Consider the following 11,955-nt stretch of genomic DNA (forward strand, 5'->3'; position numbering starts at 1 on the left):
CCGGGCCGGACGACTCAGCCGATCGCCGAACCGTCCCACGACACATCGAAGAACTGTGTCGCCATCAGCTGCTCACGGGTGTTGCGATCGATCCCGAGTTCCTTGCGGTAGTGCATGACGTGCTGGAGGGACAGTGCCGAGTACAACAGCGGCAGGCGATCCCCCTTCTGGTCGTACACGCCGGTGGCCCCGCGAGCTGCCACGAGGTCGGTGTGCAGGTGACGCGGGTGCTTCAGGACATCGCGGAGGACCGCTGCGGTGATCATCTTCTTGCGCCCGGGCGGAACGACGACAAGACCGTCGGGATCGAACAGAGCGGTGGCGAACTCCGGGGCCGAGGCGACGGTGCAGCCCGCCGTCGGGCGGGGATTGCACTCGACCATGTGGTGGACACCGTCGCCCGTCATCAGGTAGTCGAAGCTGAGTTGCCCGTGCCAGTTCAGCGCTCGTGCCACGGTCTGCGCCGTGGCGAGCGATTCGGGTGACTCGACCGACTCGAAGACGATGCCGCCGCGGTTGTCGATCGCGAGTGGGTGTTCGTAACACGAGTGCAGGACCACCTCTCCGTGGTGGACCACACTCCAACTGCAGCGATCGACGCCCTTCAGGTACTCCTGCACCAGCCACGGTTCCTCGGCGGTCGGATGGATCTCGTCGAGGGCGGTTTCACCGGCGAGCGGACCGGAATTGGTGATCACATCCAGACCACCGCGACCGAACGCCGCCCGGGCGAACCACCCATCCCACCGACCGACCGCCGCACGCAGTTCTCCGGCCGTGGTGGCCGTGATCGATTCCGCCACCGGCAGTCCCAGGCCTTGGCACAGATCGGCGAACGAGACCTTGTCGTGCACCCTCGCCAGGATGTCGAACGAGGGAAAGAACAGCTCGAGATCCGGTCTGCCTGCCGCCAGGCGATCACGGTGCGCGGCAAGGTAGAACACCTCCTCGAACATCGGCAGGAGCCAGGTGATCTCGAACCTGTCCAGTGCATCGACGACGGCCGCGACGAATTCATCGGGGTGCTGCGTCGGGGCGGGTACCTCGACATGCCGGCGGGCACCGCGCGAGTGACTGCCCGGCGACGCCGAGAACGTGTCGGCGGCGGTGACCTCGTGGCCGGCGACACCGAGTTTGTGGATCTCGTCCACGGCGAAGGGCATCCGGGACGTGGTGGCGAGGACGCGTTCGACCGACGCGGCGGGACCTTCCATCGACCGACCGTATCCAACCGCGGGTCACGACGCTGAGCGGATGCGAATCCTCGGCACCGGCGGAGGCGCCCGCGATGAGGAATAGTGTCCGAGGTGATGATGCTGGGTAGGGGTATGCCGCACGGACACCCGAAATCGGATGGCGACGCGCCACGGAACGCCGCGGGCGTGCGGGCATTCGTGTCCGTGGTCTTCGCGTTCACCGTGGTCATGCTCGGGACCACACTGCCCACTCCCCTCTACGCGATCTACTCCGGCGACCTCGGCTTCGGAGTGACCACCACGACCGTGATCTTCGCGATCTACGCGGCCGGTGTGATCGCCGCGCTGATCGTCTTCGGACGCTGGTCCGACGTGGTGGGACGCCGGCCGCTGCTGGTCGCCGGGGCGCTGTTCTCGGTGGCCAGCGCGATCGTGTTCATCACCGCAGGTCCCGTCTGGCAGCTCATGATCGGACGCGTCCTGTCCGGACTCTCCGCAGGCATCTACGCAGGCGCCGCGACCGCCGCCGTCATCGAGCTCGCCCCACCGGGATGGCGGCAGCGCGCGCCCGCGATCGCGACCGCCGCGAACATCGGCGGTCTGGGGCTCGGACCACTGATCGCGGGACTCCTCGCCCAGTTCGCGCCCGCGCCGCTGCATCTCCCCTTCGCCCTCGACCTCGTTCTCCTCGTGCCGGTCCTGGTCGGGATCTGGCTGATCACCGAGCCTGTCGAGGTCAAGCCCGGAGCGCGGCTCTCGGTGCAACGGCTGTCGGTGCCGCCAGAGGTACGCGGGGTGTTCCTCCGCGCCTCGATCGCCGCCTTCGCGGGATTCGCCGTGATGGGCACCTTCACCGGTGTGACTCCGTCGTTCATCTCGCACATCCTCGGGATCGACAGCCATGCGGTCGCCGGGACCGTCGTGGCGGTGCTCTTCCTGTCGTCGGCGGCCACTCAGATCGCGGGACGGGGCTTTCCCACCGAGCGTGCACTGGTCGCCGGCTGTGCGATCCTGGTGGCCGGGACCCTGGTCCTGATCGCCGGCCTCCTCGCGTCATCGCTCGTCGCGCTCATCGCCGGTGCCGTCGTCTGCGGTGTCGGACAGGGACTCTCGTTCAGCAAAGGCCTTGCCGCCGTCGTCGCGGCCAGCCCGGCCGAGCGGCGCGCAGAGGTCACCTCGACGTATTTCGTGGTCGCCTATGTCGCCATCTCCATCCCGATCGTCGGCGAGGGAATCGCAGCCGCGCACTGGGGATTGCGCACGTCGGGCGTGGTGTTCAACATCGCGGTCGCCGTCCTGGCGCTGTTGGCGCTGCTACTGACCGCGGTCGCCGTCGCCCGGTCCCGGCGCACCGACGACACCCCGTCACCTGGCTGACATCACGCCCAGCCGGAGCCGACTCCGGCGTCGTTCAGCGCCGCGACGAGACTCGCGAAGCGGGCATTGCCGGCGAGATCCTCCACCAGGACCGGATTTCCGCGGTCGTCGGCGAGCGGAATACACCAGTTCGGGTACTGCGCCGACCCGGTGCCCGGCTGGTTCTGGATGCGCCGCTCCCCGACCGCGTCGACGAGTGCGACACCCAGGAGCGCCGACGGAGTGGCCGCGATGAGGCGGTAGAGCGCCTCGACCGTTCGCTGGTCCGTCCGCGGAGTCCCCTCCTGCAGCAGCCCACGATCGCGCGCCATCGCCAGCACGGCGTCACGCTCACGCGCGTCGCGCGCCCGTTCGGCCTCTTCGCCGGTCTCCAGCAAACCGAGCCGGGAACGCAGTTCGATGTGATCCCCGGCGAGGTAGCCGACGGTCGGCGGTAGGTCGTGCGTCGTCACGGACGTCAGGCAGAGCTGTCGATATTCTTCCGGCGGGATGGCACCGTCGGGACCGTGTTCGAACCAGAGGATCGATGTCCCGAGAATCCCCCTCTCCGCCAACGCATCCTGGACATGACGCTCGAAGACCCCGAGATCCTCGCCGATCACCACAGCGTCGGCCCGCTCGGCCTCCAGTGCCAGAATGCCGATGAGAGCGTCGTGGTCGTAGTGGACATAGGTGCCGTCGGCAGGCCCCATGCCATCCGGAATCCACCACAGCCGGAACAGCCCGAGGATGTGGTCGACGCGCAACCCTCCGGCATGCCGCAGCACGGTCCGGAGCATGTCCCGGTAGGGCCCGTACCCTGCCTCCGCCAGCCGCCGGGGATGCCATGGCGGCTGATCCCAGCCCTGACCCTGCTGATTGAAGCCGTCCGGAGGCGCACCGACCGTTGCCCCGCGCGCCAGGACGTCGCCGAGCATCCAGACGTCGGCACCATGCCGGGCCACCCCGACCGCGAGATCGGCGATGATCCCGATGTCCATCCCTGCCGAGCGTGCCGCGTGCTGCGCGGTGGCCAACTGCTGGTCGCAGATCCACTGGAGCCAGGTGTGGAACTCCACCCGGTCCGCAAGACGACGACGCTGTCGTTTGACAAAGGCCTTGTCCTGCAGCCGATCGGACCACTTCGGATCGTCCGGTGCGTATCGCTCGGCCAATGCGCACCAGGTCGCGAACCGGCGCAGCCCCTTGCCCTCGCGTTTGCGGAAGGCGCGATACTCCGCCGCCCGGACCGCATCGAGTGGTTGTCGATGGATCAACTCGAGGATCGCCATCTTGGCGCGGAAGGACTTGTTGCGCTTAATCTTCCGCGGGTTCAGATTGTCGTCGAAGAATTTCTGCTGGAGCGAGCGAAGCGCTTTGCGCGCGCTCTTGTCCAGCCCCGACAGCTCAGGGATGTCGGTGACGCGGATATAGAGCGGGTTGACGAACCGACGGGTCACCGGCAGGTAGGGCGACGCCTCGATGGGCGCGTGCGGCTGTGCGGCGTGCAGCGGATTGACCTGCACAAAGTCCGCGCCGTAACTGCTCGCCGCCACCTCGCAGATCTCGGCGAGGTCGGCGAAGTCGCCGACTCCCCACGATCCGGCCGACCTCGTCGAGTAGAGCTGTACCGCCAGACCCCACCGCTTTCGACCGGTCAGCCGCTGCGCGGTGGACAGCCGTCGGGGCGTGACGATCAGCGGCCGCTCGGCCGTCGTCTCGGCGACGGGATCGAGCGCGTGCAGCACGTGGTAGCCGGGTGCCAGTTCACGTGGGACCTCGAATGTCGCACGGCCGACCAGGGTCTCGTCCACCTCGCGAGGCTCCACCCAGACATCGACCTGCAACGGGTGCGCGGCACCTCCGTCTTCCGTGGTGATCCATACGTGCACGGGATTCCAGTGCGGAACATGGACGACGAACGTCGATCCGGACCCCTCGGTGGACACCGTCACCGGCGGGAGCATCGTGCGCCACGGTTCGTCGTCGAGAGCGGCGTGCGCCGCGGCGATCTCGACGGCCGAACCCGCCGCGATGCCCAGCGAACCGAGCACCGAGACGATCGTCGTCGAGCTCACCTCGTGATCGAGCTCATCCCAGCCCACGTAGCTCGTTGCCACACCACACCGCCGGGCGAGTCCGGCCAGCTCCCCGCGGGCCACATCGTCGGTCGTCACGTCTGCATCGTCTCAGGATTCGGGCAGGCGCGCGCGTCATCGTCACTCTGCGGGCGCCCGCCGAATCGCTCGGCTAATGTGATCGCCATCACCACAATCGGTGGCGCCGGCGAGCCCCACCGCACCGAAAGGGACACCATGGCCGACACCCTGACGCTCGACCCCGCCACCACCGCCCTCGTTCTGATCGAATTCCAGAACGAGTTCACCAGCGACGGCGGGGTGCTGCACGATGCCGTCTCCGAGGTGATGGACAAGACCGGCATGCTCGCCAACACCGTCGCGCTGGTCGAGAAGGCCCGCGACGCGGGTGTGACGATCATGCACGCCCCGATCACCTTCGCACCGGGCTATGGCGAACTCACGCGACATCCGTACGGGATCCTCAAAGGTGTCGTCGACGGCAATGCGTTCGTCAAGGACTCCTGGGGCGCGACGATCGTCGACGACCTCACCCCGGCCGGCGGCGACATCGTCATCGAGGGCAAGCGCGGACTGGACACCTTCGCGAGCACCAACCTCGATTTCATCCTGCGCAGCAAGGGCATCACCACGATCATCCTCGGAGGATTCCTCACCAACTGCTGCGTGGAGTCCACCATGCGGTCGGGGTACGAGAATGGGTATCGGGTCATCACGCTGACCGACTGCACGGCGGCGACGTCGGTCGCCGAACACGACAACGCGATCAGCTTCGACTACCCGATGTTCTCCGAACCGGTGGAGTCGACGGCGGTCCTGTCCGCCCTCTGATCCGGCACCCGATCACAATGACCGGGTTCCGGTCGCCAGCTGCAGGTCGCGCTGCCGGATCAACGACGTGGCGATCACGCTGATGACCGCCGTGAGCGCGAGGTACGCCGCAGCGAGCCACGGCGATCCACCCGCCGCGCCGATCAGGGCGGTCAGGATCAGCGGCGTCAGGCCGGACGCATAGATGCCGGAGAACTGATAGACCACCGACAGGCCGGTGTAGCGGACCTCGGTGGGGTACAGACTGGCGAAGAGCGTGCCCTGCGCGCCGTAGAAGAGTGCGTGCACCACCCCGAAGACCACGACGAGGGCGACCGTGAACCACACCAGGTCCTCGGTGCCGAACAGCGCGAACACCGGGAACACCACGACTCCGTACGCAGTGATACCGATCAGATAGATGCGTTTGGGTCCGTATCGGTCGGTGAGCAGCCCCGACACCGGCAGGAGCAGTGCCATCACCACCGATGCGATCGTGACGGAGATCAGCACCGGCACCTCGGCGAGATCGAGTTCCTTGGTCGCATAGGCGATCGCGAAGACACCCCAGGTGTTGAACGCCGAACCCTCACCCCAGCGCGCCAGCATGCCGAGGACTGTGTTGCGCGTGTTGGGCGGCAGCACGACGTCGCGCAGGGGCGCCGACGACCTCTTCGAGAGCGCCGCCACCTCCGCGAATGCGGGAGTCTCGTCGACCTTGAGTCGAACGACGAATCCGACCACCACCAGCACGACGCTCACGAGGAAGGCGATCCGCCATCCGTAAGTGAGGAACGCGTCGTCGTCGAGGGTCACCTGCAGGATCGCGAAAACCGCTGTTCCGAGCGCGAGGCCGAGGGCCAGACCGATCTGCGGGATGCTGCCGAACAATCCACGACGACGGCGCGGGCTGTGCTCGACGGCGAGCAGGACTGCGCCCGCCCACTCTCCGCCGAGCGCAAAGCCCTGCAGCACACGGAGCGCGAGCAGCAGGACGGGCGCGAGGACGCCGATCGACGCGGCGGTGGGCAACACGCCCATCAGAGCGGTCGCGGCACCCATCAGAACCATGGTCAGCGCCAAGGTTCGCTTGCGCCCGATGCGATCTCCGATGTGGCCGAAGACGATCCCGCCGATCGGACGGACGACGAAGCCGACTGCGAAGGTGGCGAACGAGAGCAGGGTTCCGACGAATGAGCTCTGATCCGGGAAGAACACCGTGTTGAAGACGAGACTCGCCGCGGTGGCGTACAGGAAGAAGTCGTACCACTCGATGGTGGTGCCGAGCAGACTCGCGGCGACGACGGTACGGAGCCGCTTGCGGCGCTCGTCGTCGGTCTCGTCGGACAGGTTCGGCAGGTCCGGAGCGGTGAGGGTGGTGGTGGCCATGACCGCAGTACGGTAGCGACACCGCGGCGCGCACCCCAGGGTCCGAATCACGGTGATCAGAACTCTCCGACCGTGAACGGCCGCGTGGACAGACGGCACACTCAGCCGAAGAGGACTCCCGGATTCAACAGGCCGGCCGGGTCGAATGCGTCCTTGACGGCACGCATCGCCGCAAGGTCGACCTCTCCCCGACCGAGATGGGTCCACGCGGTCTTCGCACGTCCGATCCCGTGCTCGGCACTGATGCTGCCGCCGTTGGCCGCGACGATGCCGAACACATGTGAGGTCAGCTCCTCGACGCGATTCTCGGGAACGTCGAGCAGATTGACGTGGATGTTGCCGTCACCGATGTGGCCGAAGAGGATCGGACGGCACGGATGGTCGACCACCCCGGCCACCGCCTGGAGTTCGGCCAGCGCCTCGGGTAGCGCTCGGATCGGCACCGACACATCGAGTTTGACGACTGCCGTCGTGCTCGACCGCGCGATGGACTCGGTGTGCTGTTCCCGTGCTGCCCACAGAGCTCGCGCCGGACCCGGTTCGAGCACGGCGTCGGCGACTGGTGCATTCTTCAGGGCCTCGAGGACCGCGGCCTCGACGTCGCCGGTACCGGACGTCTCGACCAGTACGTAGAAGGGTGCCCGCGCCGCAACGGGACGTCGTGGTCCGAAATCCTCGACGAGCGTGATACCCGCCTCGGTCATGACCTCGGCGGCCTCGATGGTCAGCCCCCGACCGGCCAGGGAGCCGAGAAGATCGATCGCGTCGGCGACGTGGTGTACGGCCGCCACACTGACGATCGTGTCGCGCGGTGGTGCGACGAGACGGAACAGCACACGCGTGATGACCGCGAGGGTGCCCTCGCTGCCGGCGAGCAGTCCCGGGAGGTCGTATCCCACATTGTCTTTCACGAGAGATGTCCACCGGCGCAGGATTCGGCCGTCTGCCAGGACGGCCTCGACGCCGAGAACCTGGCTGCGGGTGTTGCCGTGCCGGATCATCCGGATTCCGCCCGCGTTGGTGGCGACCAGACCTCCGGCGGTGGCCGATTCCCGGGATGCGAGGTCGACGGGAAACCTCAGCCCCGACTCGGTGGCCTGGCGATCGATCGCGTCGATCGTCGCACCGGCCTGCGCCCCGACGCACCGGCCGATGGTGTCGACGCCGTCGATGTCGGTCATCCGCGTGGTCGTCACCAGGACCAGTGGACGGTCCGCGGGGTCGCCACCGACAGGCGGTACCGACCCACCGACCAATCCGGTGTTACCGCCCTGCACGCAGATCGCGATCCCGGCGTCGGCGCACCGGGCGACGACGGCGGCCACCTCCTCGGTGGTACGTGGCCGGATCACCGCATCGGCGCGGCCGGTCCACCGGCCGGTCCAATCGGTCAGGTAGCCGGCAGCCGCATCCGCGTCGTCCAGCACGTGCGCTTCACCGACGACGGCGCGTAGGTCGGCCAGCGGTATCGGGTTCATCCGTCGATCCCGGTCATCGACCAGAAACGCGGGCTTTTCAGGCGAGCGCGTCGGCGATCGGGGTGTCTCCGTCGTCGAACTCGATGGTGCGATGGATCGTCGCCGGGTCGGCGAGCACCGCGGCGGCCACCAGCGCGACGTTGTCGCGGCTGACCTCGCTGCTCGCCGAACGGTCCTCGCCCGTGGTGATCCGACCGCTGCCAGGCTCATCGGTGAGCCGGCTAGGTCCGAGAATGGTCCAGTCCAACCCTGTGCCCTTCAGGTGCGTGTCGGCCGCCGCTTTCGCCTCGGCGTAGGGATAGAACGAATTGTCCTCGGGGACACCGTGGTCGGGTCCGGCACCGAAATAGGACACCATGACGTAGCGCTTCGCCCCGGCCGACGCGGCGGCATCCATCGAACGGATCGCCGCGTCGCGATCCACGGCGTAGGTCCGGTCCGGGCTGCCGCCCCCGGCCCCCGCTGACCACACCACCGCGTCGTGACCCGCCAGCACGGATGCGAGCCCGGCCGCGTCCAGGTCCTCGACGTCGGCGACGACGGGTGCGGCGCCGGTGGCGGCCACGTCGTCGACGTGCGCCTCGTTGCGGATGATCGACGTCACGTCGTCACCGCGTTCGGACAACGTCTTCGCCAAGCGCAACGCGATCTTGCCGTGTCCTCCGATGATTGCCACGCGGGCCATTCTGGACTCCTCTCGATCGGGATCGTCTCGGTCCACGCTACCGACGTCAGACCACCGGCGTCAGACCTTGGTGCGCCCCCGCACGAGGCCGACCAGCCAGATCAGCAGACACGCCCCGGCCAAGCACGTCACGAAGCTGAAGATGAGGCCACCGCCCTCGACGTCGACGCCGAACAGTCTGAGGATGAACCCGCCGATCAGTCCGCCGACGATGCCGACCACGACGTTCAGCAGAATGCCCTGCTGGGCGTTGGTCTTCATGATCATGCTGGCCACCCAACCCGCCAGTCCGCCGATGATGATCCATCCGATGATTCCCAGTCCGAGCATGGCTCCTCCAGATCTTCGGCGTCGGCACACCTTCGCCGCTGCGATTGGTGCCCTGAGTGGTGCGGACGCTACGCCCGCACCACTCAGGGCGGACCCACGACGCCGGATTCGTCGCGAAGACGAGACCACGGACACAGCCTTCGTCCCTCTGAGACCTTTACCATTCGCTTACTTAGCACTAAGCAACTAATGTGCTGGAAAAGCGACAACCACATGGCCGCGGCGTCTCACGCGACCTCTCTGGCGAAGGAACAGGCCATGACACGAGCCGTCCCCGGCGCGGACATCGTCGGCACCACCGATGTCGCAACGCTCTATCACCAGCTCACACGCATCAACCGGACGCTGCGCACCCGTGGCGGGAACCGGAACCTCAGTGCCGGGGTCGCCGCAGCACTGTGGACGGTCATCAATCACGCCCCCATCCGCCTGTCGGAACTCGCCGAGCGCGAGTCCGTGACCGCGCCGACCATGTCCCGGATCGTCGCGGCACTCGAGGAACAGGGCTTCGTGGAACGGACCCCGGACCCCGACGACGGCCGGGCACGGTTGCTGAATCCGACGCCGGCCGGGGTGGAACTCATCGCGAACGCCAGGACCGAGCGGGCCCGGGTGCTCGCGGAGGCCCTCGACGCCCTCGACGACGACGACCGATCGACCGTCGGCCGCGGGCTGATGATCCTCGCCGCGGCGCTCGGTACGACCTGACCCCGTCCACCCTCGCGAACCCGACCCGTCGGCTCCCTGCCTCCCCCAAGGACTTCCATGACCTCCGCCGCACTCGCCGCACCCGCCGCGGCCGACCCGGGTCCCGGTCCCGGATACAAATGGATCGCGCTCTCCAACACCACCCTGGGCATGTTGATCGCGACCATCAACAGCTCAATCGTCCTGATCGCGCTGCCCGACATCTTCCGTGGGATTCACGTCAATCCGTTGCTCCCCGAGAACACCAGCTACCTGCTGTGGATGATGATGGGCTTCCTCGTGGTCACCGCCGTGCTGGTGGTGAGCTTCGGACGCCTCGGCGACATGTTCGGTCGCGCCCGCATGTACAACCTCGGTTTCGCGATCTTCACCGTCTCGTCGATCTTTCTCGCCATCACCTGGTTCGACGGCAGCGCAGCCGCCATCTGGCTCATCGCGTGGCGCATCGTCCAGGGCGTCGGCGGTGCATTTCTGATGGCGAACTCGTCGGCGATCCTCACCGACGCCTTCCCCGCCGACCAGCGTGGACTCGCGCTCGGCATCAACGGCGTCGCAGCGATCGCCGGCTCGTTCCTCGGCCTGTTGGTGGGCGGCATCCTCGCACCCATCCACTGGAACCTCATCTTCCTCGTGTCGGTGCCGTTCGGTGTCATCGGGACCATCTGGGCATACCTCAAACTCCGAGACACCGGTGTGCGCCGCCGCGCACAGATGGACTGGTGGGGCAACATCACCTTTGCGGTCGGGCTCGTGGCCGTCCTCGTCGGCATCACCTACGGCATCCAGCCGTACGGCGGACACAGCATGGGCTGGTCCAGTCCGATGGTGCTGTCCTGCCTCATCGGCGGCACCCTCATGCTGGTCGCCTTCGTCTTCATCGAGACATGGGTGCCGAGCCCGCTGTTCAACCTGCACCTGTTCGCCAACCGCTCGTTCACCTTCGGCAACATCGCCAATCTCATGTCGTCGATCGGCCGCGGTGGACTGCAATTCATCCTGATCATCTGGCTCCAGGGGATCTGGCTCCCCCAGCACGGGTACAACTTCGAGCAGACGCCGCTCTGGTCGGCCATCTACATGATCCCCATCACCATCGGATTCCTGCTGACCGCACCGCTGTCGGGCGCTTTGTCGGACCGGTTGGGCACCAAGTGGTTCACCACCACCGGCATGCTCATCACCGCCGGCACCTTCGCCGCGCTCATCGCGATGCCGGTCGACTTCTCCTACCCCACGTTCGCAATCGTGCTGTTCCTCAACGGCGTCGGCATGGGGATGTTCTCGTCGCCGAACCGCGCCGAGGTGATGAACAGCCTGCCCGCGGACGCCCGCGGCTCCGGGTCGGGCATGATGACGACCTTCCAGAACGCCGCCATGGTGCTGTCGATCGGTCTGTTCTTCAGTCTGATGATCAGTGGACTCTCGGCTCATCTCCCGGCGACGATGGGCGCCGGGCTCACCGCGAACGGGGTACCCGCGGTGCAGGCCGATCAGATCGCGCACCTGCCGGCGGTCGCCGTCCTCTTCGCCGCCTTCCTCGGCTACAACCCGGTGGAGCAGCTACTCGGTCCACAGCTTTCGAGCCTGCCGCAGGGCAATCAGGACACGCTGACCGGACTGGACTTCTTCCCCCACCTCATCAGCAATCCGTTCGCCGACGGCCTCACCGCCGCGTTCACCTTCGCCATCGTGTGTTGTGTGATCGGTGCGCTCGCATCACTGTTCACCGGCGGCCGCAGGCCGAAGGCCGTCGAACTCGAGGAGATCGACGAGGAGACCTCCGGCGGGGCGAGCGCAGACGTCGTCGAGCCGGTCACGTCCGAACTCTCGCCGCCGCTTCGGTCGTGACCTCCTGAGCGAGCCCGCCATCCGTCAGGCGGCCGCCCCGAGATGTTTGCTTCATC

The 11,955-nt window shown here is 67.2% G+C and carries 10 protein-coding genes; 4 read left to right on the forward strand and 6 right to left on the reverse strand.

Going from position 1 to position 11,955, the window contains the following annotated elements:
- Positions 1-14: 14 nt before the first annotated feature.
- Positions 15-1,214: an ATP-grasp domain-containing protein gene (locus ACLQ3I_RS03425; RefSeq protein ID WP_425791032.1), complete on the reverse strand. Its 1,200-nt coding sequence runs from the start codon at positions 1,212-1,214 to the stop codon at positions 15-17.
- 210 nt (positions 1,215-1,424) lie between these two features.
- Between ACLQ3I_RS03425 and ACLQ3I_RS03430 the strand changes: the two genes are divergently transcribed.
- Positions 1,425-2,573, forward strand: a complete 1,149-nt coding sequence (locus ACLQ3I_RS03430; protein ID WP_425792077.1) for an MFS transporter — start codon at positions 1,425-1,427, stop codon at positions 2,571-2,573.
- A gap of 2 nt (positions 2,574-2,575) precedes the next feature.
- Here ACLQ3I_RS03430 and malQ read toward each other — a convergent pair whose 3' ends face one another.
- Complete coding sequence (gene malQ, locus ACLQ3I_RS03435; RefSeq protein WP_425800111.1) at positions 2,576-4,729, reverse strand: 4-alpha-glucanotransferase; 2,154 nt, start codon at positions 4,727-4,729, stop codon at positions 2,576-2,578.
- Positions 4,730-4,867: 138 nt separating this feature from the next.
- Here malQ and ACLQ3I_RS03440 point away from each other — a divergent pair, with 138 nt between their 5' ends.
- Positions 4,868-5,482, forward strand: coding sequence for a cysteine hydrolase (locus ACLQ3I_RS03440; protein WP_425791028.1), 615 nt, complete (start codon positions 4,868-4,870; stop codon positions 5,480-5,482).
- A 12-nt stretch (positions 5,483-5,494) separates the two neighbouring features.
- Here the strand turns inward: ACLQ3I_RS03440 and ACLQ3I_RS03445 are convergent, their stop codons facing one another.
- From ACLQ3I_RS03445 to ACLQ3I_RS03460, 4 genes are all read right to left on the reverse strand, one after another.
- Positions 5,495-6,850: an MFS transporter gene (locus tag ACLQ3I_RS03445; RefSeq protein WP_425791026.1), complete on the reverse strand. Its 1,356-nt coding sequence runs from the start codon at positions 6,848-6,850 to the stop codon at positions 5,495-5,497.
- A 101-nt stretch (positions 6,851-6,951) separates the two neighbouring features.
- Positions 6,952-8,328, reverse strand: a complete 1,377-nt coding sequence (locus tag ACLQ3I_RS03450; RefSeq protein ID WP_425800112.1) for an FAD-binding oxidoreductase — start codon at positions 8,326-8,328, stop codon at positions 6,952-6,954.
- Positions 8,329-8,365: 37 nt separating this feature from the next.
- Positions 8,366-9,013: an SDR family oxidoreductase gene (locus ACLQ3I_RS03455; protein ID WP_425791022.1), complete on the reverse strand. Its 648-nt coding sequence runs from the start codon at positions 9,011-9,013 to the stop codon at positions 8,366-8,368.
- 60 nt (positions 9,014-9,073) lie between these two features.
- Entirely contained in the window at positions 9,074-9,343 is a 270-nt protein-coding gene (locus tag ACLQ3I_RS03460; protein ID WP_425791020.1) for a GlsB/YeaQ/YmgE family stress response membrane protein, read from the reverse strand.
- 258 nt (positions 9,344-9,601) lie between these two features.
- On the opposite strand from ACLQ3I_RS03460, the gene ACLQ3I_RS03465 reads away from it, so the two are divergent.
- Positions 9,602-10,051, forward strand: a complete 450-nt coding sequence (locus ACLQ3I_RS03465; protein WP_425791018.1) for a MarR family transcriptional regulator — start codon at positions 9,602-9,604, stop codon at positions 10,049-10,051.
- A 57-nt stretch (positions 10,052-10,108) separates the two neighbouring features.
- Positions 10,109-11,899, forward strand: a complete 1,791-nt coding sequence (locus ACLQ3I_RS03470; RefSeq protein ID WP_425800113.1) for an MFS transporter — start codon at positions 10,109-10,111, stop codon at positions 11,897-11,899.
- The last annotated feature ends 56 nt before the right edge of the window (positions 11,900-11,955 follow it).

This window comes from Gordonia sp. DT101 (assembly GCF_049844895.1).
In the GTDB taxonomy this organism is placed as follows: Bacteria; Actinomycetota; Actinomycetes; order Mycobacteriales; family Mycobacteriaceae; genus Gordonia.

Coding starts and splice junctions, on each gene's coding strand:
- ACLQ3I_RS03425 (WP_425791032.1), bottom strand. CDS start 1,214: ATGGAAGGTCCCGCCGCGTCGGTCGAACGCGTCCTCGCCACCACGTCC.
- ACLQ3I_RS03430 (WP_425792077.1), top strand. CDS start 1,425: ATGCTCGGGACCACACTGCCCACTCCCCTCTACGCGATCTACTCCGGC.
- ACLQ3I_RS03440 (WP_425791028.1), top strand. CDS start 4,868: ATGGCCGACACCCTGACGCTCGACCCCGCCACCACCGCCCTCGTTCTG.
- ACLQ3I_RS03445 (WP_425791026.1), bottom strand. CDS start 6,850: ATGGCCACCACCACCCTCACCGCTCCGGACCTGCCGAACCTGTCCGAC.
- ACLQ3I_RS03450 (WP_425800112.1), bottom strand. CDS start 8,328: ATGAACCCGATACCGCTGGCCGACCTACGCGCCGTCGTCGGTGAAGCG.
- ACLQ3I_RS03455 (WP_425791022.1), bottom strand. CDS start 9,013: ATGGCCCGCGTGGCAATCATCGGAGGACACGGCAAGATCGCGTTGCGC.
- ACLQ3I_RS03460 (WP_425791020.1), bottom strand. CDS start 9,343: ATGCTCGGACTGGGAATCATCGGATGGATCATCATCGGCGGACTGGCG.
- ACLQ3I_RS03465 (WP_425791018.1), top strand. CDS start 9,602: ATGACACGAGCCGTCCCCGGCGCGGACATCGTCGGCACCACCGATGTC.
- ACLQ3I_RS03470 (WP_425800113.1), top strand. CDS start 10,109: ATGACCTCCGCCGCACTCGCCGCACCCGCCGCGGCCGACCCGGGTCCC.